Source organism: Acinetobacter sp. 251-1, assembly GCF_030329305.1.
Classification (GTDB): Bacteria; Pseudomonadota; Gammaproteobacteria; order Pseudomonadales; family Moraxellaceae; genus Acinetobacter; species Acinetobacter piscicola_A.
Window position 1 is genome coordinate 154,556 of sequence record NZ_JACANS010000002.1, and the last position, 24,100, is coordinate 178,655.

General features: G+C 38.6%; 25 protein-coding genes. 19 read left to right on the forward strand and 6 right to left on the reverse strand.

The genetic code is table 11. The annotated features are described in order from the left end of the window. The first annotated feature begins 36 nt into the window (after nt 1-36). A complete protein-coding gene (locus HX129_RS02065; RefSeq protein ID WP_180045335.1) occupies nt 37-1,020 on the forward strand; it encodes an ion transporter in 984 nt (327 codons plus the stop codon). A gap of 95 nt (nt 1,021-1,115) precedes the next feature. Here HX129_RS02065 and HX129_RS02070 read toward each other — a convergent pair whose 3' ends face one another. Beyond that, on the reverse strand, nt 1,116-1,577 hold the full coding sequence (locus HX129_RS02070) for a DUF441 domain-containing protein (protein ID WP_130072640.1): 462 nt from the start codon (nt 1,575-1,577) through the stop codon (nt 1,116-1,118). Nucleotides 1,578-1,715: 138 nt separating this feature from the next. Here HX129_RS02070 and HX129_RS02075 point away from each other — a divergent pair, with 138 nt between their 5' ends. Then, entirely contained in the window at nt 1,716-2,441 is a 726-nt protein-coding gene (locus HX129_RS02075; protein ID WP_180045382.1) for a pseudouridine synthase, read from the forward strand. A gap of 34 nt (nt 2,442-2,475) precedes the next feature. Here the strand turns inward: HX129_RS02075 and HX129_RS02080 are convergent, their stop codons facing one another. The 3 genes from HX129_RS02080 to HX129_RS02090 form a co-directional block, all read right to left on the reverse strand. Then, on the reverse strand, nt 2,476-2,919 hold the full coding sequence (locus tag HX129_RS02080) for a GNAT family N-acetyltransferase (RefSeq protein WP_286433302.1): 444 nt from the start codon (nt 2,917-2,919) through the stop codon (nt 2,476-2,478). 92 nt (nt 2,920-3,011) lie between these two features. Next, on the reverse strand, nt 3,012-3,323 hold the full coding sequence (locus tag HX129_RS02085) for a type II toxin-antitoxin system RelB/DinJ family antitoxin (RefSeq protein WP_180045336.1): 312 nt from the start codon (nt 3,321-3,323) through the stop codon (nt 3,012-3,014). Nucleotides 3,324-3,425: 102 nt separating this feature from the next. After that, complete coding sequence (locus tag HX129_RS02090; protein WP_286435968.1) at nt 3,426-4,334, reverse strand: pseudouridine synthase; 909 nt, start codon at nt 4,332-4,334, stop codon at nt 3,426-3,428. A 236-nt stretch (nt 4,335-4,570) separates the two neighbouring features. On the opposite strand from HX129_RS02090, the gene tsaE reads away from it, so the two are divergent. The 4 genes from tsaE (at nt 4,571) to hfq (ending at nt 8,619) form a co-directional block, all read left to right on the forward strand. Continuing rightward, entirely contained in the window at nt 4,571-5,041 is a 471-nt protein-coding gene (gene tsaE, locus HX129_RS02095) for a tRNA (adenosine(37)-N6)-threonylcarbamoyltransferase complex ATPase subunit type 1 TsaE (RefSeq protein ID WP_286433300.1), read from the forward strand. 8 nt (nt 5,042-5,049) lie between these two features. Further along, nucleotides 5,050-7,059, forward strand: coding sequence for a DNA mismatch repair endonuclease MutL (gene mutL / locus HX129_RS02100; RefSeq protein ID WP_286433299.1), 2,010 nt, complete (start codon nt 5,050-5,052; stop codon nt 7,057-7,059). A gap of 6 nt (nt 7,060-7,065) precedes the next feature. Continuing rightward, nucleotides 7,066-8,010 (forward strand): tRNA (adenosine(37)-N6)-dimethylallyltransferase MiaA, encoded by a 945-nt coding sequence (miaA, locus tag HX129_RS02105; protein ID WP_286433298.1) that lies wholly within the window; start codon nt 7,066-7,068, stop codon nt 8,008-8,010. A gap of 93 nt (nt 8,011-8,103) precedes the next feature. Then, the gene (hfq, locus tag HX129_RS02110) at nt 8,104-8,619 is read left to right on the forward strand and encodes an RNA chaperone Hfq (RefSeq protein WP_286433296.1); all 516 of its coding nucleotides are present in this window, start codon (nt 8,104-8,106) and stop codon (nt 8,617-8,619) included. A gap of 622 nt (nt 8,620-9,241) precedes the next feature. Here hfq and HX129_RS02115 read toward each other — a convergent pair. Both HX129_RS02115 and HX129_RS02120 read right to left on the reverse strand, forming a co-directional pair. Continuing rightward, entirely contained in the window at nt 9,242-10,552 is a 1,311-nt protein-coding gene (locus HX129_RS02115; protein ID WP_286433295.1) for a peptidylprolyl isomerase, read from the reverse strand. Continuing rightward, a complete protein-coding gene (locus HX129_RS02120; protein WP_286433294.1) occupies nt 10,552-13,038 on the reverse strand; it encodes an LPS-assembly protein LptD in 2,487 nt (828 codons plus the stop codon). The genes HX129_RS02115 and HX129_RS02120 overlap by 1 nt, the downstream gene beginning before the upstream one ends. A gap of 119 nt (nt 13,039-13,157) precedes the next feature. On the opposite strand from HX129_RS02120, the gene HX129_RS02125 reads away from it, so the two are divergent. The 13 genes from HX129_RS02125 to HX129_RS02185 all read left to right on the forward strand — a co-directional run bounded on the left by HX129_RS02125 (nt 13,158) and on the right by HX129_RS02185 (nt 24,095). Then, nucleotides 13,158-14,171 (forward strand): aminoglycoside phosphotransferase family protein, encoded by a 1,014-nt coding sequence (locus HX129_RS02125; RefSeq protein WP_286433293.1) that lies wholly within the window; start codon nt 13,158-13,160, stop codon nt 14,169-14,171. Then, nucleotides 14,172-14,861, forward strand: coding sequence for an N-acetylmuramate alpha-1-phosphate uridylyltransferase MurU (gene murU / locus HX129_RS02130; RefSeq protein ID WP_286433292.1), 690 nt, complete (start codon nt 14,172-14,174; stop codon nt 14,859-14,861). It abuts the gene before it with no gap. A gap of 105 nt (nt 14,862-14,966) precedes the next feature. Beyond that, complete coding sequence (gene rsmG, locus HX129_RS02135; protein WP_130072617.1) at nt 14,967-15,599, forward strand: 16S rRNA (guanine(527)-N(7))-methyltransferase RsmG; 633 nt, start codon at nt 14,967-14,969, stop codon at nt 15,597-15,599. 24 nt (nt 15,600-15,623) lie between these two features. Next, nucleotides 15,624-16,406: a ParA family protein gene (locus HX129_RS02140; RefSeq protein WP_130072615.1), complete on the forward strand. Its 783-nt coding sequence runs from the start codon at nt 15,624-15,626 to the stop codon at nt 16,404-16,406. After that, complete coding sequence (locus HX129_RS02145; protein ID WP_130072613.1) at nt 16,403-17,287, forward strand: ParB/RepB/Spo0J family partition protein; 885 nt, start codon at nt 16,403-16,405, stop codon at nt 17,285-17,287. The genes HX129_RS02140 and HX129_RS02145 overlap by 4 nt, the downstream gene beginning before the upstream one ends. 47 nt (nt 17,288-17,334) lie before the next feature. After that, complete coding sequence (locus HX129_RS02150) at nt 17,335-17,979, forward strand: MotA/TolQ/ExbB proton channel family protein (RefSeq protein ID WP_130072611.1); 645 nt, start codon at nt 17,335-17,337, stop codon at nt 17,977-17,979. A gap of 15 nt (nt 17,980-17,994) precedes the next feature. Continuing rightward, on the forward strand, nt 17,995-18,417 hold the full coding sequence (locus tag HX129_RS02155) for an ExbD/TolR family protein (RefSeq protein WP_130072609.1): 423 nt from the start codon (nt 17,995-17,997) through the stop codon (nt 18,415-18,417). 3 nt (nt 18,418-18,420) lie between these two features. Further along, nucleotides 18,421-20,145 carry a lipid A export permease/ATP-binding protein MsbA gene (msbA, locus tag HX129_RS02160; RefSeq protein WP_286433290.1) on the forward strand — a complete coding sequence of 575 codons (1,725 nt, stop codon included), beginning with the start codon at nt 18,421-18,423 and terminating at the stop codon, nt 20,143-20,145. A gap of 6 nt (nt 20,146-20,151) precedes the next feature. Continuing rightward, nucleotides 20,152-21,171, forward strand: coding sequence for a tetraacyldisaccharide 4'-kinase (gene lpxK / locus HX129_RS02165; RefSeq protein WP_286433289.1), 1,020 nt, complete (start codon nt 20,152-20,154; stop codon nt 21,169-21,171). 1 nt (nt 21,172) lies between these two features. Beyond that, on the forward strand, nt 21,173-21,934 hold the full coding sequence (kdsB, locus tag HX129_RS02170; protein ID WP_286433288.1) for a 3-deoxy-manno-octulosonate cytidylyltransferase: 762 nt from the start codon (nt 21,173-21,175) through the stop codon (nt 21,932-21,934). An 18-nt stretch (nt 21,935-21,952) separates the two neighbouring features. Further along, nucleotides 21,953-22,933, forward strand: a complete 981-nt coding sequence (locus HX129_RS02175) for a DNA polymerase III delta subunit-related protein (RefSeq protein ID WP_286435971.1) — start codon at nt 21,953-21,955, stop codon at nt 22,931-22,933. 15 nt (nt 22,934-22,948) lie between these two features. After that, complete coding sequence (locus tag HX129_RS02180) at nt 22,949-23,290, forward strand: PilZ domain-containing protein (RefSeq protein WP_130073031.1); 342 nt, start codon at nt 22,949-22,951, stop codon at nt 23,288-23,290. Between the two features lie 31 nt (nt 23,291-23,321). Then, nucleotides 23,322-24,095: a TatD family hydrolase gene (locus HX129_RS02185; RefSeq protein WP_286433286.1), complete on the forward strand. Its 774-nt coding sequence runs from the start codon at nt 23,322-23,324 to the stop codon at nt 24,093-24,095. Nucleotides 24,096-24,100: the final 5 nt, after the last annotated feature.

The following is a 24,100-nucleotide window of genomic DNA, read 5'->3' on the forward strand; positions in this document are numbered from 1 at the left end:
ATAATAAGAATTTAAATACATTCCAAAGCATGACGCATGAGAATAACCGCTTGGTATACATTTCGCAGATTTGTCTACAACAACTTACATAATGATGACTACGAAACCAAGTTTAGTCGTGCAGTCAACTTCTTACTGATTTTTTTGATTATTGGTAATGTGATCGCTGTTTTACTCGAATCCATTAATGATATTTATAAGGTATATCGCGTTTATTTTGATACTTTTGAAAATATTTCCATTGTGGTGTTTAGTCTCGAGTATATTTTGCGTTTTTGGAGCGTAGTTGAAGAGAAGCCTTTTGAGTCGGAATGGAAACAGCGTTGGCACTATGTGACTAGTGGTGCAGCAATTATTGATTTATTAGCAATTTTACCTGCGTATATTAACTTCTTTGTGCATATCGATTTACGTTTTCTACGAATTTTAAGATTATTGCGATTATTAAAATTAACGCGTTATTTTGTTTCATTACAGATTTTACTGCGTGTGATTGAACGAGAAAGAGGCTCATTTCAAGCCGTAATTTTTATTTTATTGATCATGATTGTGATGGCAGCCGCAGGTATTTATGTGGTTGAAAGTCGTGTACAACCTGAAGTATTTAGTTCTATTCCTGCCTCCATGTGGTGGGCTGTAGTGACATTGACCACCGTCGGTTATGGTGATGTCACTCCGATCACCCCTTTAGGGCGTTTTTTAGGTGCACTTATTACGATTCTTGGCGTAGGTTTGGCTGCATTACCCGCGGGTATTTTAGCCAATGGTTTAGCCAATGAATTAGAATTGCGAAAACAACAACTTGAATTAAAGTTTCGTGATTTATTGGAAAGTTGTGAAATTGACATCATTGATGATGAAGAAAAAATAGACAATATTCGTAGGGAAGTCGGGTTATCTACAGAACAAACGCAAGATATTGTATTACAACTGATTCGTGAACGCCGCGAAGCCGCATTAGAACGCGAGCGGAATAAATATTGTTTTTGTCCACATTGCGGGCATAAATTACCTGAATAGGTTTGTTGCTCTCTATAAGAAAGCTAGAGCTTGATGAAGTATATTGGCATTGAGCATAAGACAAGTCTTCATTGAGCAAGATGGGGGTTAAAGCCTTAAGAAAGCCCAATGATGATTGATAAAATTCCTGCTGCAATCAGGGGGCCAACAGGTACGCCACGTAAAACAGCAACGCCTGCAACAGTACCGATCAGCAACCCTGCGACAATATTGGGTTGATTGGTCATGAGTTTGACACCACGTCCTCCTAACCATGCCACTAAAAGACCGACAGCGATAGCAAGTAGAGATTTCCAACTAAGAAATGATTTTAAAATCGCATCACCAGGAATTTTACCACTCGCGATGGGGGTAAGTACGCCAATGGTTAAGATGACAATCCCGATATTTAAACCATGATTTTGCAATAAATAAAAATATTCGCTTAAAGGACTAATCCGAAAGATGATCAGTACAGCAGCAGCAATGGTCACAGCACTATTATGACTAAAAAGACCACATGCCAATAAAACCAAAAGTACAATTAAGTTTAAATCAAGATGTGATGCAAAATTCATAATTCTGATGCAAAAGTGTTGGTGGGAAACATGAATAGTATAGCGATATCATCACAATAAACCGAATTTTTATCTCAAATCACAAAATCCAGCATGATTCCGTTACAATAGCGAGGCTTGATTCATGGTGCATAGATGATGTTATTGGAAAAAATTTTACAGTCACAAGGTTTTGGTAGTCGTAAACATTGTCAACACTTAATCAAAAGTGGTGCGGTTCAGATAGATGGGCAAGTGATCACGGATGTAAAATTTAAAATAGCAGAACAGCAATTAAAGTTTCAGGTTTTCGCTCAACAATATCAGTACCGTGAAAAGGTTTATTTAGCACTACATAAACCACAAGACTATGAATGCTCACATCAAGCTACCCATCATTTTAGTGTTTTCGACTTAATGGATGAGTTGTTGTTAAATCGAGGTGTGCAGTGCATTGGTCGTTTAGATCAAGATACAACGGGCATGTTGTTGTTGACAGACGATGGTCAATTTTTACAGGCTTTAACTCATCCTAAAAAACATGTACCTAAAGTGTATATTGTAGAAACTGCAGATCCGATCAGCCCAATACAAATTGAACAGTTATTGCAAGGTGTGGAATTGCGCAATGAAAAAGGCATTTATGCGGCAAGTCAGGCTGAAAAACTTGCAGAAAATAAACTGTCTTTAACGATTCATCAAGGTGTATATCACCAAGTCAAACGTATGTTGGCTGCTGTGGGTAATAAAGTTATCACTTTGCATCGTCAGCAAGTGGGTTTGCTAGATTTAGGACAACTCGAACAAGGGCAATATGTCTATTTAAATGAACAACAGATTCAAGCTGCAAAAAATCAAAGTGAATGTATCGAATATTTAGGATGAATATTCACATAAAATAATACGTACCAATGTCTATTTATTTGAGAAAACAATGATAGGTACAAAACTCATCGTCACGCACAAAACCCATGTGTTCGTATAATTGATGAGATTGGTAATTGGTTTTTTGGGTTTCTAAACTAATGCGTAAAGCATTTTCATGTCTGGCAAATAAAATGGCAGTATCGATCAACTGTTTTGCTGAACCTTGGCGTCGATAGATCGGTGTAACATAGACGTCATCTAAAATATAATAGGTTGAACATGCTAAAGATGAAAAGCCAAGATAAAGTAAAATAAAACCAGTAATGACATCATCTTTAATATGAATAAAAATAACACTTTGTTGATTTTCAAAACGTTGTTTTAAAAAATGATAAGATTCAGATGTATTTGAAGATGCACCATAAAACTGGCGATACTCATCAAACAAAATTGCAAGTTGTTGCAAGTCACTTTCAGTAGCACGTTTTACGATCATTTTTTCTCTCTTTGTTTTGTTATCGTGGTAAAGAGAGCATAACGAAAAAAATGAATATTCAATCAAAAAAATTGTTTAGAAATAAGACACTGTTAAGTTTTGTCACTTTTTTCATTCAGGATCGCATTCAACTCAGCAAAAATATCGTCTTCATCTAAATGTGAAAGAGGGCTGTCTTCTATAGGTTGTGCTTGCTCTTGTTTGATTTTTTTTAATTTCAATAACTGTTCCATATTGATATTTTGATTTTCAATCGCAAAAGGGATGGATTTGGTTAAAACCACTTGTTTGAAAAAAAGACGAACTGCTTGTGCAGGCGTAATGCCTAATTGCTTGAAAACAGCAAAAGCCTGTTTTTTTTCTTGTGAATCAAGGCGTACTTGATAGACTTCGGTTTTTCGCATGAATGAGCCAAAATTTGCTGTCGTTTGGATGTTTCATTTTAATCAAACTAAATGTAATTTCAATGATTAGACATGAAAAAACACAAAATTGTCATTACAATGTCATTCAATTGTCAGTTCTTTTAAAGTAGTGAAGTGCATTTCTTTTTGGCTGATCGGGTCTTTAAACCATAATTCTTTTGCAAGCAGTTGCAGTGGATGAGAAAAATCAGCCTCATTCTTATGCATCACGGTGGGGTAAAACGGATCATTTTTTATAGGAATATGTAAGTGATTTAAGTGCACACGCAGTTGATGTTGTTTACCTGTTTCAGGATGAAGTTGGTATTTTGCCCAAGTGTGATTATGGTCTAGTAATTGAATTTTTGTACTAGAGTTGATCTCGCCATCAACGATACGCATGGTATAAAAGGGCTGCCCTTTTTCCATTCTAAGCTTAACTTCTTGAGGAAATATGAGTTCAGGGCGATAAGCTGCAATGGCATGATAGACTTTTTGCACTTGTCGTTCAGCAAATAATTGCTGATATATTCCCCGTGTCTGAGCACATTTTGAGATTAAAACAATGCCTGCTGTTTCACGATCTAAACGATGGATTGGGGTTAAATCAGGATTATTGGTGGCTTTTTTTAACCGTACCAATAAAGTTTCTTGCAGATATTGCCCTGTAGGGCTGATGGTTAAAAAATGTGGTTTATCGACTGCAATAAAATGATCATTTTCAAATAATATGTGTGCTTGAAATGGAACATGAATTTCATGTTCTAAAAAACGATAATAAAAAATATGACTATTTTCAAGATAAGGCGTATTGAGCGTTAAGATCTGACCATATTCATCAAAAATAAGTTGATCTTGGAAACGTTGTTGCCATTCGTGTGCTGCAATATGTGGAAATTTTTCACATAAATAATCAAATAATTTTCCCATGGGTTGTGCAAGTTTAGGAAGATAGACTTGACTAGCATTTACCCCGTCAATCATCGGTGGCTTAAATTTTGCGGTGGACATAAATCGGTAATTTTAAGCTAAAAAGGTCGTATCGATTTTAGATAAAATTGAAGCCAGATGCAGTATTACATTTAAAATAATGCCTTTGAAAGTGAAAAAATTGACAGGGCATTTCTAAGCCACGATCTTTTTTAAATGAAAATTACATGAAATATTTTGTTTCACTACAGTAATTTTTACATTGAAAGCTATGAAATGTTATGATATTGGTCTGTTTTCACCATGCCGTGCCAAATATGCAGTATTCAGTTAAATTAAATCTCAGCAACGAACAAGATACTCAAAAACTCGCCCGTATTTTGGCGGAAAATTTTGCAAAAGGTGTGATTTATTTGATTGGTGATTTAGGTGCAGGTAAGACGACACTGACACGTTATTGGTTGCAACAATTGGGGCATCAAGGTGCAGTGAAAAGCCCGACTTATACTTTGGTTGAACCCTATAAAATCAACCATAAAGATGTTTTTCATTTTGATTTATATCGTTTAAATGACCCTTATGAACTTGAACTTATGGGGATTCGTGACTATTTAGATATTGAAAATGCTTTATTTTTATTTGAATGGCCATCTAAGGGGGGGGATGAAATTCCACAAGCAGATCTGATTTTAAACATTTTAAAAACGAATCATGAAGAGATGCGAGAGGTCATTCTTGAACTGAATGATGCTGCACTTTATACACAATTACAGGATCATTACGCATAGGTTTCGGCATGTCGACAGTGGAATCTAGCCAAAAAAGAATTCATACATTACACCCTGCACTTGCCAATCAAATTGCAGCAGGTGAGGTGATTGAACGCCCGTCTTCAGTGGTGAAAGAATTACTTGAAAATTCAATTGATGCGGGTGCAACTGAGCTGATCATTCGTGTGGCGAATGGCGGCAGTACCTTGATTGAAATCATTGACAATGGTCAAGGTATTCACGCAGAAGATTTAGCGCTTTCTGTGACACGGCATGCGACCAGTAAAATTCAAACTGCCGATGATTTGCAAGCGATTGTCAGTTTGGGCTTTCGTGGTGAAGCATTGGCTTCAATTGCGGCGGTGTCACGTTTGACATTGAGCAGTAGTCAGGATGAATCAGGTGTTGGTTATCAAGTTGAAGTCAATGGCACAGCTTTTGATCATCAAGAAATTCAAGCCATTGCAGCGCAAAAGGGCACACATATTCGGGTACAAGATTTATTTTTTAATGTACCTGCACGACGTAAATTTTTAAAAAAACCCAATACCGAATTTGGACATATTGAAGAAATTGTTCGACGTCTTGCTTTGACTCATTTTGATATTCGTTTTGTGTTGGAGCATAACGAGAATATTCGTTTGAATCTTCCCATTGCGGACAGTGGTGAGCTGCGTTTCCAACGTGTACAACAGTTGCTCGGTCGTCAATTCACTGAAAATGCGTATTGGATCGATGCAGATAGCATCAGTATGCGTCTGTCAGGTTGGCTTGGACATCCATCCGATGCACGCGCTCAAGCCGATTTACAATATGTGTATGTGAATGGGCGTATCGTTAAAGATAAAACTATTTCTCATGCACTGCGTATGGCATATGATGGGATTTTGCATGGACATCAACATGCGGCATATTTGTTATTTTTAGAAGTTGATCCTGAAAATATTGATGTAAATGTGCATCCAACCAAACACGAAATTCGTTTTTTAAATCAACGTGAAGTGCATGAATTTGTACGTCATTTTGCGAAAGAAACATTGTCACAGTTTCAAACCGCAACAGCTGATTTATCGAGTGCTATGAAAGTTGAGCAGGTGCAAGCGCAGAGTCAATCCGTTCAACCGCGTTATCAAGAGCAATTTCAATTGCACCGAGATATGACGCCAACGTCACAACTCATGCAGCAAAATAGCCTAAGCGAACTGGAGAGTAACCACTCTCTTGAACCTGAAGCTTTGACTGATTTTAGTTCAAATCAACCACACGCTGTGCACTATCAACCACAACAGCAATATCGTGGCACACAGCAGCTCAATAATGCGTTAAAAAGTTATCTTACGCCTTTACGTGAAACATCCGATATAGAGGTGAATAACGGGCTATCTGATCAAGCTTCATTTGATCAATCAGTTGCAGCGCTAAATGCGATGAAGCGAACAACAGTTGATGAATATCCTTTAGGAATTGCAATTGCCCAACTACATGGCATTTATATTTTGGCGCAAAATACAGAAGGTTTGATTATTGTTGATATGCATGCAGCCCATGAACGTATTTTGTTGCAACAAATGAAAATGGCATGGGATAAACCTGAATTTTGGACATCGCAGCAGCTGTTGATTCCAAAAGTGATTTCTATTACCCGAATGCAAGCCACAAGAGTTGAAGAATTAAAGCCGCAACTTGAACGTTTAGGTCTAGATATTGACCAATATGGTGATGAACAAGTGATTATTCGAGGGGTGCCTGCTATTTTACATAAGGCGGACTTTGCAGCACTTGTGCCAGAGTTACTCAATGATTTAGACCCAAATGATGAAGCACAAGCACTGCAACAAAAACGTGATCATATTTTGGCAGGTATGGCATGTCATGGTGCGGTACGTGCACATCGAATGTTAAGTTTATCTGAAATGAATGCTTTGCTACGTCAGATGGAACAAACCGAATTTGCCAGTCAGTGTAATCATGGTCGTCCAACATGGCGGGCATTTCCATTGGCACAATTAGATAAATTATTTGCTCGAGGAGAGTAGTTGTTCATGTCAAATCAAATGCCTGTTATCAATTTAATGGGACCTACTGCAAGTGGTAAAACCGCTTTGGCATGTGAACTCTATGAGCGTGGTAATGTGGAGCTGATCTCGGTGGATTCAGCTTTGGTTTATCAAGATATGGACATTGGAACAGCCAAACCAACCAAAGCAGAGCAGCAACAATATCCGCATCATCTCATTGATATTATTAGCCCTTTGCAAGTATATTCTGCGGCTGAATTTGTTGAAGACGCATGTGCTTTGATTGATGATATTCATACACGCGGCAAAACACCTGTGCTTGTAGGTGGCACAATGTTGTATTTTAAAGCCTTACTTGAAGGTTTGTCTTCAAACTTACCGAGTGCAGACTATGCGGTGCGTGCTGAAATTGAAGCCCAAGCTGAAGCTGAGGGCTGGCAAGCTGTGTATGAGGAATTAAAAGCAGTTGACCCGCTTGCGGGTGAAAAATTCAAAGTGAGTGATAAACAGCGCATCATTCGTGCATTAGAAGTATATAAGCTGACAGGGCAAGCGATTACAAAATTACAAGCAGAACAACCTAAAAATGTCGCATACCGTTACAGTTTTCATAATTATGCATTGCTGCCAGATCGGGTAGAATTACATCAGAGAATCGCGCTTCGTTTAAAAAATATGTGGGAAATCGGATTTTTAAATGAGGTTGAGGCTTTGATTGAAAAATATAATCTTAATGATAATTTGCCATCAGCGCGTTCGGTAGGTTATCGTCAAGCTTTAGATTATCTAAAAAATAGTGATAGAAGTCTTAAAAGCAAGCAAGAAATGGAGGATAAATCATTATACGCAACACGACAATTAGCTAAACGTCAATACACTTGGTTACGTTCTTTGCAAGAATCTCACCAATTTAAAACCTATTTGACTATAAAGCAAGCTCAAGAAGACTTGCGAAACTTACATGGATAAAGCAAAATTTACCTACTATCTTTTTTATAAATTTTAATTGAAAAATAAAGATAGTTTTTGCGCTGATATTTAATTTTTTTTTTGGAGTATAAAATGTCTAAAGGTCAAACTTTACAAGATCCGTTCTTAAATTCTCTCCGTAAAGAACGTATTCCAGTTTCTATCTTTCTTGTAAACGGTATTAAACTACAAGGGCATATTGAATCTTTTGACCAATACGTTGTGTTATTAAAAAACACTGTAAGCCAAATGGTTTATAAACATGCGATTTCTACAGTTGTTCCAGCACGTAATCCACGTCCTGCTGGTGCGCCTGCTGGTGCACCTGGTCAAGCAGCTGGTGGCTTCGGTGGTCAAGGCGGCTTCGGTGGTCAAGGTGGCTTCGGTGGTCAAGGTGGCTTCGGTGGTAACCAAGGTGGCTTCGGTGGTCAAGGTGGCTTTGGTGGTCAAGGTGGCTTCGGTGGTCAAGGTGGCTTCGGTGGTCAAGGTGGCTTCGGTGGTAACCAAGGCGGCTTCGGTGGTCAAGGTGGCTTCGGTGGTCAATCAGCTTCTGGTTTCGAAGGCGAAACGAAGTTTGAAGATTCACAAGATGACGAAAACAATCGTTAATTTATAATTTTGACATGAATTAAATTTTAATTGATGTATTGAAATGGGTGCTTTGAAAGCGCCCATTTTTTTATATATTGAAAATAGCACTAAAATGATTGTAGAGACCTATATGCTACTCAATTCATTGATCAAGTTTGTTTGTACTAAAAATAATATTCAATTATAGATAACCAATAAATGCCCAATGCGTTGACTGCAAATCACTGTAGAGTGAGTCGCCGCAAAACTGTATTGTTGAATTTGACTGATATTTAATTTTTGTACATATGGAACAACTTTAAAGTATTCCTATGCATGAGCTAGTGGAATTTCGTTATTTTGCTACATTATTACCTTCAACATCTGTTTGTGCTTATGGGAAGTGCTATAAGTAGGCTGTTGAGTATTTTAATTTTTCATAAAAAGTAAGGATTTGTATTGTTTGTAAAATGATAATTTTTTGAATCTACGATTTTAATTAAATCTAATATTGTAAATGGCGATGCTATTTTGAAGATATATTGAATCATTTAAAGTGATTTGTTAAATATTGCATTTTGATTTTAAGTGCGATTTAACTACTTTTATAAAAAACCAGCCAATTTAGACTGGTTTTTTATTGTTGATAAAATTATTGAGCTTAATTATTTTTATCATCTAAGCTTTTATCTTTGATTTCAACATAGGTGTTGGCACGTAATTCACGCAACCAGCCATCAAGTTCAGAGTCAAATTGACGCTCACCTAAGATTTGACGTGCCATTCGTTTTTGATATTCGGCAGTCATGTCTTGTTTGCGAATATCTTGCACTTGTAAAATGTGCCAGCCGAACTGTGTTTCAAACGGTTGGCTGATTTCACCTGCGGGTGTATTTTGCATGACTTTGTCAAATTCAGGCACCATCATCCCAGGGCTTACCCAACCTAAGCTACCGCCATCACGTGCTGAACCTGGGTCATTTGAGTATGTAGCTGCAAGTGTGGCAAAGTTATCACCTGCTTTTAAGCGGTTAAAAATACTCTCAGCACTTTGTTTAGCATTTTCAGGTGTTACGACTTCAGACGTCTTAATTAAGATATGACGTGTTTCGTATTGTGTAACTAAAGCTTTTTGTTCGTTACCTTTACGTTCAATGAGCTTGAGAATATGTAAGCCATCTTGTGCTTTGATGAGGTCTGTCGTTTGCCCTGCATTTAAAGCGCTCACGCGTGCTGCAAGTTCAGCAGGGATGTCTGATAATGGACGGAAACCCATATCAGCACCTTCGACTTGAATGTGTGCATTGCTAAATTTTTGTTCTAGCGCTTTAACGTCATTGCTAGTATTGAGCTCAGCTTTGATTTGCTTTGCTACATTTTCAAGTTCATTGGCATTGGCATCACCTGAAATACGGATATGAATGACATGTGCTTGACTGCCAACAGCGGCTTGTCCTTCAGGTGATTTTAAGAAGTTTTCTACGTCTTGGTCTGAAATTTTAATGCGTGACATGACTTGTTGTTGACGTAAACGTTGAATGAGTAAATCATCTGAAATACGGTTACGTAAACCTTCATAAGTGCCCGGAGCCATTGCATCTAGTTTTTGTTGAAATGCTTCGAGTGAATTTGAACCTGATTGATTTGCGACTTTTAGTACTGCATCATTTAAAGTTTTTTCGTCAATTTTTAAATTATAGCGTTTGACTTGTTCCAATTGTGCATTTTGAATAATCAATTGATTTAAGATTTGGCGTTGTAAAAACTGTGCAGGTGGAACTTCTTTTTTTTGTGCTTGCAGCTGATGTGTAGCTTCAGCCATTCCTTGTATTAAGTCGCTTTTTAAAATTGCACGATCGCCAACCACTGCAATGACTTGGTCAGTGGGTGCAGCAAATGTCGGCATTGATGAAGAAATAAACAGTGCGAGAGCGGTAGCCTTAAAAAGTTGTTTTAAATTTTGCGTCTTCATTAATGTGTCCAAGTTTGATTAATTTTATCGAAGCCTAAGATACGATTTTCAAGCAATGAGCTTAATTTGTTATTTAAGCCACCTAAGCCTTTTAATGTAAATTCTACCATGACTGCACGTTTAGGTTTGACATCAGGGTCATTTACATTATCTAAATCATTAAAATATTCACGGCCATAGAGTGATACACCCCAACAGCATGACTCATAATTCACACCAGCAAGATATTCACGTGCGACATTATTGTCCATGTCATATTGAACATGGCCCATAATACGCCAATTGTCTTTTACAGGTTGTATAAATGATGCAACGACTTGGTCGTACTTGTCTTGTCGGTCTGGTAAATAATCACGGTAGAAATAGCCAATATTGTACAGGTTACCTTTATCGCCTGTGTAATACAGTTGGAAATCACGTTGTGCATTATCGCCATTAGACATCCACGCTGAGTTAGCGCTGACTGTAAAGTTTTCTGTTAGTTGACTAGATAGGCTAAGCACAGGACCAGACTGGCGATCTGTGTCAAATTCATCCTTTTGGTTTTCATAGTCATTTAAGGTTACACGGCGGTCTGAAAAGTAGAAGCTTTGACCAATACCTGCACGTAGACGCTCTAAACCTACGGTATCAAATAAGCTATAACTTACCCCTAAAGAGAGGAAGTTGTTATCTTCTAGTCGGTCATGTCCATAGAAGCGACGTGGGTTAAACAATTGATCATAACTGATCGATGCAGTGGTAGAGTCAAAGTTTGGATAACCATTTTGATTTTCATAAGGTGCGTACGCATAAAATGCACGTGGGCTAATGGTTTGTAAATATTTGCCTTCACGTTCAAAGGTTAAACCTGTATCGAACGTAAACTCTGGGACGATTACGGATTTATTTTTATTATCATTGCTTAGGTTTGAATTGGTCGCATCGATACGATCAATGGTTTTTTGATCATAAAAAGTATTTAAAGTACGTACACTGGCTTGAGGAATTGCAAAGCCCCACGGGTTACGGAAATTATAACGCGCCGTGAACTCATTATACAGTCGTGTACCACTGGGTTGGTAGACGGAAGAATTTGTACTATTGATCTGATTAAAATCATTAATATCTTTTTGGAAGTACGCAGTATCGTTATTAAACTCAAATTGTAAGCCTTGCGGATTTCCTTTGACATAATTGACCAATAATTGCGGTAAACGTGCATAGGGTTTGTCGACATCAGGAATACTTTTATCTAGGGTTTGGAAGTCTTCGACACGTAATTTGGCATTTAAACCCGGAATACCATGCCCATAATTTAACTCCCAAGCGCGACGTTGATTTAACTCGGTACGTGAGTTGGGGTCACTGTCTAAGTCGGAGAAAAAGTCTTTATCTGAAACGTAGTTATATTCTAAATTAGTTGACCATTGGTCGTTGATTTGCCAAGCATGCAGTAAATGTAAGTCTTTACGATCTTGATCATCATATTCTTTGTCAGAAGGTAAGTAGCTTCCCCAAATACGACCTGCACCAAAATCTTCTGTCAAATAACGAAATGCAGCTGATGCATGTACACCACGGTCGCTGATCACGCGAGGGGTAATGGTTGCATCATAATTTGGTGCTAAGTTTAAATAGACAGGGACGGAAACCTCCACACCCCCATCATTGGTAAAACCGAAGGTTGGGTTGAGGATCCCTGTTGTACGGCGGTCATCAATAGGAAAGTTAAAATACGGTACAGCTAAAACTGGGGTATCTTTGATATAAAGTTTCGTGCCACGAGTAACACCACGACCTGTATCTTGGTTAAGTTCAATCTGTTTGGCTTTGATTTGCCATGTTGGTGATTGTTCTGGTGGGCATGTACTATAGCTTGCATCTTCGAGTACGACTGTGCTTGGTGAGGTTTTTTCAATTTTTTTTGCATGCCCATGGGCATGGGTTGCTTCAGCAATATAAAAGCTATTATTGAGTTCGCCAGTTTGTTCTTTTAAGTTGTAGTCAATTTGGTCACTTTGTGCGATTAAACCACCTTGTGCCATTTGCACATTGCCTTTGGCTTTAGCAAAAGTTTGGGTTTTGTCGATCACAACTTCATCAGCACGTACCATGCGTCCATTTTGGTCAATCACGACATCGCCTGTAAGCGTGGAGTCACCATTTGGATTGTAATAGCCATGATCGGCTGTAATGATGGAGGTGGTTTCTTCAGGTGGTGCTGCTTTTTGATCGGTATTAAATGGTGTGACCCAAACACCATCACAGTAGCGGTTGCTAGCATTGTCAATATTGCGCACTTGTGCTTGTGCTGAATCTTTATTGACATAGTATTGAGCGTAAAAATTCTGTCCAGGATAACTTTCCTGAAGGGCAGACTTTAATGCTTCATTATCTACCGCTGGTGCAGTGTCCGTAGCTTCGGCATAGCTGGATACTGAACTTCCGCAAAGAAGTGTCAAAATAGCAGTCGCTAAAGGATTAAATTTAAACTGATGCTTCATTTGTCTCATTAACCAAGTATGCAGATCGCAATTAATTATTGTCGAATCATAGAGAAAAAGTTGATAAGTAGCTACACTTAACACTTCAAAAAAACAGCCTGTAATAGATTTAATTGCAAATGAAAACACAACGTGAACAATTGATACAAACATGGATAACATCTGTACTCAATTCAGATCAATTTGAAATCAACTTTTTAGCAGGCGATGCTAGTTTCCGTCGTTATGCACGAATTAGCTTGAATAATAAAACATTTATGTTGATGGATGCACCTCCTGAACAAGAAGATTGTGTACCTTTTGTGTCGATTGATGAATTCTTTGACCAACATGGTGTACGTGTACCGCATATTGTGGCTAAAGATCTTGAGCAAGGCTTTTTATTGCTTGAGGATTTTGGTGATGTTTTGTTATCGACTTTGTTAGATGATGATACTGTAGATCAATATTATCTACAAAGTTTTAAACAGTTGGTACAACTTCAAACCATTCAAGGTGAAGGGTATTTTCCAGCGTATGCATATGAAAAACTGATTTCAGAAATGGAATTGTTCACAGATTGGTTATTGCCTTCTTTAAAGATTCAGCCGAGTGCAGATGAAAGTGCCTTGATTAAGCGTACTTTTGCAATTTTGGCGAATGCGGCATTAGCACAACCCCAAGTCATTGTACATCGTGATTTTCATAGTCGTAACTTGATGAAGTTAGACAATGAGACTGATCTTGGTGTGATTGACTTCCAAGACGCAGTGATTGGGGCAGATACCTATGACTTAATCTCGATTACCCGTGATGCTTATGTACAGTGGAATGCTGAGCGTGTTTATACATGGTTTAAAGTGTTCTATGACTTGTTGCCTGAAGTACAAAAACAAGGTCGCGATTTTGAGCAATTTAAAAAAGATGCAGACCTCATGGCAATACAGCGTCATATTAAAATTTTAGGTATTTTTGTGCGTTTGTTCGAGCGTGATGGCAAGTCAGGTTATCTTAAAGATTTACCACGTGTGATGTGGTATTTACTGGAAGAGTCTCAGCCGTATGCAGAACTACAACCATTTATGCAATTTATACATGTTAAAGTTTTACCTGCTTTTCAACAAAAATATGGTAAATACGAGGTTGTTGCATAAATGAAAGCCATGATTTTAGCAGCAGGCTTGGGTAATCGTATGCGTCCGTTGACGTTATACAAACCGAAGCCTTTACTTGAAGTTGGTGGAAAAGCCTTAATTGTTTGGCATATCGAAAAGTTAAAAAATATTGGTGTGACTGAGATTATCATCAATTCCGCGTGGTTGGCTGATGTCTTGATTGGGGCATTGGGTGATGGTTCGCAATTTGGTGTGAGCATTCGTTGGACGCGTGAAAATGAGGGCTTAGAAACGGCAGGCGGTATTATTAATGCTTTGCCTTTGCTTGGTGAAGAACCGTTTATTTTGCTCAATGGCGATGTGTGGACGACTTTCGATTTTGCACAATTATTAGATGTAAAATTGGTTGATGATTTAGCACATTTGGTTTTTGTCGAAAATCCAAGTCAGCATCCAAATGGCGATTTTATTTTGGCAAATGGTCGAGCGTATACTTTTGATCAAAATGTAGAGGGTGAGCATCTTACTTTTAGTGGTGTATCGGTGATAGATCCTAAAATGTTTGATGGTTTGGCACAAGGGAAACGACCTTTAGCGCCATTACTAAAGCAAGCGATGTTAGAGCAGAAAATTTCTGCCGAAAAAATGTCAGCAGCTTGGGTGGATGTTGGTACGCCTGAACGTTTAACGGCTTTAGATTTGCAGATTCGACAAGGTGAATACGTTTAAGTAGCAGTTCATTTGCTTAATTGCGTATTAACTCATCGTTTACTAGTGTTCCACGCTCAAGAAATCGGTATACTTTGAATAATTTTTTAGAGATGTTGCGTGTTTATGCATCCATATTTTCAAGACTTAAAGCAAGGCAGTGAAAAGCTTGGGTTAAAACTCAGCGATGAAGCACTCGGACTTTTATTAAAGTATCAAGATGCGCTTGTGCTGTGGAACAAAGCGTATAATCTAACCGCGATTCGTGATCCTAAAGAAATGTTGGTGAAACATCTTCTGGATAGTTTAAGCATTTTAAATGTTTTACCTGAAGGTCGATTGCTCGATATTGGTACAGGTGGTGGTATGCCTGGCATGATCATTGCGTTGTGTCAGCCTGAACGCCAATGTGTATTGCTAGATTCAAATGGTAAAAAAATTCGGTTCTTAAAACAATTTATTGCAGACTTAAAATTACAAAATGTCGTTGCAGTACAAACTCGTGTGGAAAATGAAGACAGCATTCAAGCGTTGGGCCAGTTTGATGTTATTACAAGCCGTGCCTTTGCATCACTCACCGACTTTGTTGCAGCGTCAAAACCATTTATGCATGCAGAGAGTATTATTGCATCGATGAAAGGTCTCATTCCTGATGATGAAGTTGCACAGCTGAAAGCACAGTTTAGTTGTGACATTATCGAATTGCATGTGCCGCGTTTAGACGAACAGCGTCATCTTCTTTTATTAAAACAAATTTAACTCATCTTAAGCATTGGGGTTACCATGGCTCAAATTTTAGCAATCGCAAACCAAAAAGGTGGCGTAGGTAAAACCACAACAGCAGTGAACTTGGCTGCTTCTTTGGCAGTTTTAAAGAAGCGTGTTTTATTGGTGGATATGGACTCACAGGGCAATGCAACGATGGGTTCAGGCATTCAAAAAAATGACCTATTGTATTCTGTTACGGATGTTTTGTTAGGTGAAGTGCCTATTGAAACAGCGATTAGCAAAGCAGAAGTGGGTTATAAAGTTTTGGGCTCAAATCGTGATTTGGCGGGTGTCGAGTTGGCGATCGCAGATCAGGATGGGCGTGAGTTTATTCTACGTGAAGCGTTAAAAGAGATAGAGCATCAGTTTGATTATATTATTGTCGATTGTGCACCAAGTTTAAGTTTGATTACTGTGAATGCTTTGGCGGCAGTACATGGTGTATTGATTCCAATGCAATGTGAATATTATGCCTTAGAAGGTTTGGCTGATCTCACACAAACGATTGATAAAATTCAACAAGCTTTAAATCCTGAGTTAGAGATTATTGGTGTGTTACGTACCATGTATGATGCACGTAATGCCTTAACCCGTGATGTATCGGCAGAGCTTGAACAATATTTTGGTAAAAAACTTTACGAAACGGTCATTCCGCGTAATGTACGCTTGGCTGAAGCCCCTGCACATGGTTTACCGATTATTTATTTTGAAAAAAGCTCTAAGGGTGCGGTTGCTTATCTTAACTTAGCCGCAGAAATGTTGAAAAAAAGTAAAGTGAAAAAAGGAAGCAAAGCATGACCATTAAAAAACGAGGCTTGGCAAAAGGTCGTGGTTTAGATGCATTATTGGGCTCAATTCAAAAAGAAAAATTACAACTTGAAGCACAAGCCTTAGATCATGGTCAGTTGAAACAAATTGATGTCAGTCAGTTAAAACGAGGGGAGTATCAACCTCGCCGTTTTATTCATGAACAAGATTTACAAGAGCTGGCAGCATCGATTCAAAAGCATGGTGTAATGCAGCCGATTGTGATTCGTCCTGTTGATGATTCTGCTATACCCTATGAAATTATTGCGGGTGAGCGTCGCTGGCGTGCAGCGCAAATTGCGGGATTAACTGAGATACCTGCGATTGTACGTGATTTAACCGATCAAGTTGCCATTGCTTTGGCATTGATTGAAAATATTCAGCGCCAAGATCTGAATCCAATAGACCAAGCATTGGCATTGCAGCGTTTTCATGAAGAGTTTGGTTTAAGCCATCAAGAAATTGCAGAGACGGTGGGTAAAGCGCGTACTACAGTCAGTAATTTATTGCGTCTCTTAAGTTTAGCGGATGAAATTAAAGATTTGATGCAGCAAGGTGCTTTGGATATGGGGCATGCACGTGCTATTTTAACCCTCAAAGCCAAAGATCAATTGCAGATTGCTAAAATAGTCATCGAAAAAAGTTTATCTGTACGTCAAACTGAGCAATTGGTGCGTGATTGGAATACGCCGAAGCAAGATAAAGTTAAACAGATCGCACCTGACGTTGAGCAGTTAACACAAAAACTTGCTGAGCGTTTTAGTGCAAATGTCAAACTTGATTACAATAAGCAAGGAAAAGGTAAACTTGTAATCAGTTATAACTCACTGGATGAGTTAGATGGCATTTTAAATATTTGTTTAGCTGAATAATAAAATTTATAGATCATGTTTTAAAAATTAAATTTGGGGAAATAAACATGTGGGAACTCGTCAAAGCGGGCGGTTGGCTGATGCTGCCGCTTGTATTGTGCTCAATCTTTACCGTTGCTATTTCAATTGAACGTTTCATTCGTTTGCGGCGTGTAGTTGTCTTGCCAAAAAAATTGCTGATTCAAAAAAATCAGCCAGTGTCTGTGGTGATTGACAACTTAAAAGCAGACCAAAATGCGAGCCAAAGTTCATTGGGATTTATTTTTCATGAAGGTTTGGATGCAGCGAGTAAGGGTGAGCAATTTGCACGCGCACAAATGGAAGCTACGGCATCTCGTGAAATTTCATATTTAGAGAAAAATATTAATTTTTTAGGCACCTTGAGTGCTGCTGCGCCATTATTAGGGTTGTTGGGAACGGTTGTAGGGATTATTGAATCCTTTTTGGTGATTGATTTAGGATCAAGTTCCAATCCAACCATGATGATTCCTGGAATCTCAAAAGCGCTGATTACCACGGCGGCAGGGATGCTAATTGCAATTCCTGCATTGTTTGCATATCGTTATTTTCAACGTTTAGTGCAAGAATATGTAGCAGAGCTTGAGCAGCAAGCAACTTTATTTCACGCAGCTTTGTTTTATCAACAAAATGATACAATACAAACTGATAAAGATTTAAAAATTGCAGGTTAGAAATAGGCAACTTCAATGAAATTTAAAAGAAAAAGTGTTGAAGATCTGCACATTAATTTAACGCCAATGATTGACTGCTTGCTGTTTATTTTGGTGTTTTTGTTGTTAACTACGACATTTACACAGCAGAGCCGTATCAATTTATCTCTGCCAGACGCGCAAGGTGTGCCACCGAAAGACTACCAACATAAAATTGAAGTCGTGGTAGACTCAAGTGGACATTATGCTGTGAATGGTCAGGCCCTTTCATCTAAAGAAACAGCAGATTTGAGTACCGCAATTAAACAAACATCCCAAGATCGGCGTGATCTGATGTTTGTGATTGCTGCTGATGCAAAAGCAACCCATCAAGATGTCATTCGCGTGATGGATGTTGCAGGTCAACTCGGTTTTGTTAATATCAACATCAGCACCAAAGTTCCATCCCGAGGTTATTAATTAGTGAAACAAGATTTCAAAGTCTATTTACGACTATTAAGTTATTTAAAGCCATTTTGGGGCATAGCGATTTTAGTCGTTTTAGGTTTTGCAATAAACGCGGCAACAGAAGTTTCTGTTGCAAAACTACTTGAAAAAATCATCACAGCCATTCAAGAAAAAGACCGTAGTTTTACGACGCTATTTCCTGCTTTAGTGGTATTGCTCATGTTCTTTCGTGGCGTGGGTTTATTTATGGGTGGTTATTTCACTGCGGTGATTTCACGAAATTTAATCTTTAATATTCGTCAGGAAGTCTTTGCTAAATTGTTAAGACTGCCTGCGCAGTATTATTTAGACAATAGCAGTGGTCATATCACAGCTAAAATTATGTATAACGTCGAGCAGTTGACAGCCGCATCTACAGAATCACTTAAAACTATCGTACAACAAGGCTTGATCACTATCTCTCTATTGGGCTATTTGTTGTATATCAATTGGAAATTAACCTGTTGTATTTTGATTTTTGGACCATTAATTGGGGTGATTATTCGTAAAGCCTCTAAACGAATGCGTAAATTATCGACCCAAGTGCAAAATACCATGGGGGATGTGAACCATGTGGTACAAGAGTCGGTGAATGGTCAGTTGGTGGTGAAAGGTTTTGGTGGACAAATAGCTGAGCAAACACGTTTTAAGGATCACTCTTTAGAAAACTTAAAGCGTGGTTTGAAAATGGTGGTGGTGCAACAGCTCAATAGTCCAATCGTTCAATTGATCATGTCGATTGCACTCAGTATTATCATGTGGATTGCACTACGTCCCGAAATTATTGGGGATATTTCGGCGGGTGAGTTTGTCTCTTATATCACTGCGGCAGGTATGTTAAGTAAGCCGATTAAGACTTTGACGGATGTGAATGAAAAATTGCAACGTGGTATGGCTGCAGCACATTCTGTATTTGAATTGCTTGATTTACCTGAAGAAAAGAATACCGGGACATTGACACCGCAGTTGCAAGGTCGTGTTGAGTTTAAGCATGTCAATATGACTTATCCTGATGGTTATCAAGCCATTTCAGATTTTACTTTGACCATTGAGAAAGGTCAGACGGTTGCAATCGTTGGGCGCTCAGGTGCAGGTAAATCATCTTTAGTGAATTTACTCATGCGTTATAATGAGATTAGCTCAGGGCAAATCGAACTAGATGGTTATCAAATTCAAGACATCGAAATCACTTGTTTGAGAACTCAAATCGCAATCGTGAATCAACAAGTTGTATTATTTAACCGTAGTATTCGTGAGAATATTGCTTATGGTCAGCTTGAAGGTGCGACCGATGAGCAAGTGATTGCTGCAGCAAAAGCGGCATATGCGCATGATTTTATTATGGCATTACCCCGTGGTTATGATACTGAGGTGGGTGCGCAGGGGTTAACTCTGTCGGGTGGTCAGCGTCAGCGTATTGCAATTGCTCGTGCGATTTTGAAAAATGCGCCAATTCTGATTTTGGATGAAGCGACCAGTGCTTTGGACAATGAATCAGAGCATTTTATTCAAAAAGCATTTGATGAGCAGATGGAACATCGGACGACGATTGTGATTGCACATCGACTTTCGACGATTGAGAATGCAGATGTGATTGTGGTTATGGATAAAGGGCGTATCATTGAACAGGGTACACATGCAGCACTCTTGGCGCAACATGGTGCATATCATCAATTACATGAACGTAGCTTTGAGGAATAACACCTTATGTCTATAGCGCAAATCATTCAAAATGCTTGGAACCGACAAGCAAAATGGTTGATTGTTTTGCGCCCATTGTCATGGCTCTATCGTTTGGGTTTTGTGGTCAACCGTCAGCTTTATCTATCTGGTATTAAACAGCGTTATCGTGCGCCTGTGCCTGTGATGATTATTGGAAATATTACTGTGGGCGGGAGTGGTAAAACACCATTGCTTATTCATTTGGTTAAATATTTGCAAGAAAGTGGTGTGCGTGTTGGTGTGATTAGCCGTGGCTATGGTGGTAATGGTCCTTTTCCTGCGCAAGTGACTTTGGATTCTGTGCCTGAAACAGTGGGGGATGAGCCATGTTTGATTGTGCAATCCACTGATGTGCCGATGGTGGTGGGTTCAAATCGCAAAGCCAGTGTTGAATTGTTATTAAAACAGCATGAACTTGATCTGATCATTAGTGATGATGGTTTACAACATTGGGCATTAGAACGTCAAATTGAGTGGATTGTTTTGGATAATAATCGTGGGTTAGGGAATGAAAAACTCTTACCTGAAGGTTATTTGCGAGAGCCAGTATCTCGTTTACGGCAGAGTACGGTGATTGAACATGCACATCAACCGCAGTCTGCATTAAATATGCATTTAGAAGTTGCGGCACCCTATTTACTCAATCCAAGCTATGACCAAGCTGAGATTTTTGATTCCAGTTTGGATTATTATGCTGTGGTTGGAATTGGTTTTCCACAGCGCTTCTATCACACCTTGGAAAGTATGGGCGTACAGCATTTTCAATGTCATGAATTTCCAGACCATTATGATTATGAAATTCAAGACTTACAGTTTGAAGATAGCAACCCGATTATTACGACTGAAAAAGATGCCGTAAAATTATTGCCGCTGTTAAAACAACACCCGCATTTTCAGCGTGAAATTTGGGTGATTCCTGTGGAAGCTGTGCTTTCAGATGAATGTTATCACGTCTTAAATCAGCAACTGGCTGAACTAGGTATTGCACTTTCACAAGGTGAATAAAATGAAACATATCGTTATTCCTGCACGTTATTCGAGCTCTCGACTACCGGCTAAACCATTGCTGTTGATTCATGGTCGCCCAATGATTTTACGTGTGGTAGATCAAGCAAAAAAAGTTTTGGATTTTGATGACTTATGTGTAGCAACGGATGATGAACGTATTGCTGAGGTATGTTGTGCGGAAGGTGTAGATGTGGTGATGACTAATCCAAATCATCCGTCAGGTACAGACCGTCTCAGTGAAGTTGCTCGCCTAAAAGGTTGGGCAGCGGATGATATTATTGTGAATGTGCAAGGTGATGAACCTTTATTACCTGCGGCATTGGTACATCAAGTTGCTGATTTATTGGTGGCAAAACCAGATTGTTCAATGTCAACGTTGTGTGAACCGATTCATCAACTTGAAGAATTCGAGCGTGACAGTATTGTCAAAGTGGTGATGAGTCAATTGAATGAAGCTTTATATTTTAGTCGTTCACCGATTCCTTATGACCGTGAAGGTGCAAAGCAAGAGGTGAAAAATTTGCATCGTCATGCTTATCGTCACTTAGGGTTATACGCTTATCGTGTGCGTTTATTACAAGATTATGTGACTTGGGATATGGGAACATTAGAACAGCTAGAAAGCCTAGAACAGTTGCGTATTTTGGAGAATGGTCATCGCATTGCCATCGATGTTGCGCAAGTGAATTTACCACCGGGTGTGGATACACAAGCAGATTTGGATCGTTTAAATGCCATGGATGTGTCAAATTTTGAATAATTGGCTGCAAAAATGAGTATGAATCCTTCCAATGATCAAGTTTATCCTTGGCAAGAACATGTATGGAAAACGTTAACTGGGCGTTTTCCACAACTTGGACATGGTTTATTGTTTTACGGTAAAAAAGGCTGTGGCAAACATGCATTTGCGCAGCATTTTTTGTCGTGGGTGTTATGTTTAAATAAACAACCTGATGCAGCATGTGGTGAATGTAGTAGTTGTTTGTGGCTCAAGTCAGATACACATCCGAATTATGTGCATATCAGTACGGATGAAGACAATAAAAAGCAAAATGCCAAAATTAAAATCGAAAAAATTCGTGAGCTTTTGCCTTTTGTGCAGCAAACGGTAGATGGTTGGCGGGTAATCGTGATTGAGCCTGCGGAAGCATTGAATATCGCATCAAGCAATGCATTGCTAAAAACCTTAGAAGAACCGGGCGAAAAGGTGCTGATTATTTTATTGGCAGCGCATTATCTAAAATTACCTGCGACCATTCGCAGTCGTTTACAGCATTTTGCTTTAGATCGTATTGCACCTGAGCAAGCACAGCATTATTTACAACAACATTTAACGACGGCATCTACACAACAAATTCAATTGTTAATGAATTTGTCGAATCAAATGCCATTACAAGCCATGCAGTTAGCCCAAAAAGAATGGTTAAATCGTCGTGCTGAATTTGTGCAAGATTGGCAAAAATTAGTCACGCAAAAAAGTATGCCTATGCAATTTGCGACCAAATGGAATAAAGAACTCAATTTTCAAGATTTTATTGAAATGTTTGAGTATTTATTGGCGGATATGATCGCGGTAAAATTACAACAACAGATAAAAAACACCGATTTGACTTTAAATACACTCGCAGAGCAGTATGTTTTAGAGGTATTATTTTCAATCTATGAAGGTTTGCAGCAATCAAAAAGAAAAGTTGATCAAAATGTGCAAACCAATCTAATTATTGATCAACTTTCTATACAATTAATGAATGTTTCATAATTTGGGGAAATAATGATGCAACCACGTATGGGCGGTTTATTACAAGTTGTTATTGCAGATCGTGCAACTTTACAAGCAAGTTATATGTCTTTTGTGCAAGGCGGTGGTTTATTTGTGCCTTCTAATCAAGCCGTGAAAATGGGTGAAGAAGTTTTCTTGTTGGCGACTTTACCTGAACAATCACAAAAGATTCCGTTAACAGGAAAAGTCATTTGGATTTCGCAAAAACAATCAGGCAAAAAGCCACAAGGTTTTGCGATCCAACTCAGTGGTGAAAAAGGCGTATATTACAAAAATGAAGCTGAAAAATTATTGGCGGGGGTAAAAGCCTCTGAACGTAATAGCTTTACCATGTAAGTCGCCATCGTTAGAAATTTAGGAAAAAATCGTGTTTGTTGATACCCATTGCCATTTAACTTTATTAGATCTTGCGCCTTATGCGGGAGATTTGGATGCAGCATTACAACAAGCACGTGATGGTGGTGTGTCCAAATTTATGGCAATCTCTGTAGATTTGGATGATCATATTGCGCTATCTGCCATTGCTGCACGTCATGCTGATGTGGGATATAGTGTGGGTGTTCACCCATGTGAAGATGTTGCCACAATGCAACGTGCAACTGTTGAAAAGTTAGTTGAGTTGGCACAGCCTGACAATGTTTGGGCATTGGGTGAAACTGGTTTAGATTATTTTCATAGTACAGCGTTTATTGCAGAACAAAAAGAATGTTTTGCCCGCCATATTCATGCTTCACATCTGATCAAAAAACCCGTGGTGGTACATACCCGTTCTGCAAAACATGACACTGTAGATATTATTCGTGCTGAAAAATCTACACATGGTATTTTGCATTGTTTTACTGAAGATTGGGAAACTGCCAAAGCTGTTTTGGATTGTGGTTATTACATTTCATTTTCTGGCATTGTGTCATTTAAAAATGCACAAGACCTCCGCGATGTTGCGAAGCAGGTGCCACTCGATCGAGTTTTAATTGAAACGGACAGTCCATATCTTGCGCCGATGCCATATCGGGGTAAAAGCAATGAGCCAAAATACGTTCCCTATGTAGCCAAAGCCTTAAGTGATGTATATGATAAAACACCTGAGGAAATTGGATTAATCACATCACAAAATTTTGAAAATTTACTCAGACAAAATTAAATTTA

Coding starts and splice junctions, on each gene's coding strand:
- mutL (WP_286433299.1), top strand. CDS start 5,050: ATGTCGACAGTGGAATCTAGCCAAAAAAGAATTCATACATTACACCCT.
- murU (WP_286433292.1), top strand. CDS start 14,172: ATGAAAGCCATGATTTTAGCAGCAGGCTTGGGTAATCGTATGCGTCCG.
- HX129_RS02115 (WP_286433295.1), bottom strand. CDS start 10,552: ATGAAGACGCAAAATTTAAAACAACTTTTTAAGGCTACCGCTCTCGCA.
- HX129_RS02180 (WP_130073031.1), top strand. CDS start 22,949: ATGCAACCACGTATGGGCGGTTTATTACAAGTTGTTATTGCAGATCGT.
- lpxK (WP_286433289.1), top strand. CDS start 20,152: ATGTCTATAGCGCAAATCATTCAAAATGCTTGGAACCGACAAGCAAAA.
- HX129_RS02150 (WP_130072611.1), top strand. CDS start 17,335: ATGTGGGAACTCGTCAAAGCGGGCGGTTGGCTGATGCTGCCGCTTGTA.
- HX129_RS02120 (WP_286433294.1), bottom strand. CDS start 13,038: ATGAAGCATCAGTTTAAATTTAATCCTTTAGCGACTGCTATTTTGACA.
- HX129_RS02090 (WP_286435968.1), bottom strand. CDS start 4,334: ATGTCCACCGCAAAATTTAAGCCACCGATGATTGACGGGGTAAATGCT.
- HX129_RS02070 (WP_130072640.1), bottom strand. CDS start 1,577: ATGAATTTTGCATCACATCTTGATTTAAACTTAATTGTACTTTTGGTT.
- hfq (WP_286433296.1), top strand. CDS start 8,104: ATGTCTAAAGGTCAAACTTTACAAGATCCGTTCTTAAATTCTCTCCGT.
- HX129_RS02075 (WP_180045382.1), top strand. CDS start 1,716: ATGTTATTGGAAAAAATTTTACAGTCACAAGGTTTTGGTAGTCGTAAA.
- HX129_RS02125 (WP_286433293.1), top strand. CDS start 13,158: ATGAAAACACAACGTGAACAATTGATACAAACATGGATAACATCTGTA.
- tsaE (WP_286433300.1), top strand. CDS start 4,571: ATGCAGTATTCAGTTAAATTAAATCTCAGCAACGAACAAGATACTCAA.
- HX129_RS02155 (WP_130072609.1), top strand. CDS start 17,995: ATGAAATTTAAAAGAAAAAGTGTTGAAGATCTGCACATTAATTTAACG.
- HX129_RS02085 (WP_180045336.1), bottom strand. CDS start 3,323: ATGCGAAAAACCGAAGTCTATCAAGTACGCCTTGATTCACAAGAAAAA.
- HX129_RS02145 (WP_130072613.1), top strand. CDS start 16,403: ATGACCATTAAAAAACGAGGCTTGGCAAAAGGTCGTGGTTTAGATGCA.
- HX129_RS02065 (WP_180045335.1), top strand. CDS start 37: ATGAGAATAACCGCTTGGTATACATTTCGCAGATTTGTCTACAACAAC.
- HX129_RS02175 (WP_286435971.1), top strand. CDS start 21,953: ATGAATCCTTCCAATGATCAAGTTTATCCTTGGCAAGAACATGTATGG.
- rsmG (WP_130072617.1), top strand. CDS start 14,967: ATGCATCCATATTTTCAAGACTTAAAGCAAGGCAGTGAAAAGCTTGGG.
- HX129_RS02080 (WP_286433302.1), bottom strand. CDS start 2,919: ATGATCGTAAAACGTGCTACTGAAAGTGACTTGCAACAACTTGCAATT.
- kdsB (WP_286433288.1), top strand. CDS start 21,173: ATGAAACATATCGTTATTCCTGCACGTTATTCGAGCTCTCGACTACCG.
- miaA (WP_286433298.1), top strand. CDS start 7,066: ATGTCAAATCAAATGCCTGTTATCAATTTAATGGGACCTACTGCAAGT.
- HX129_RS02140 (WP_130072615.1), top strand. CDS start 15,624: ATGGCTCAAATTTTAGCAATCGCAAACCAAAAAGGTGGCGTAGGTAAA.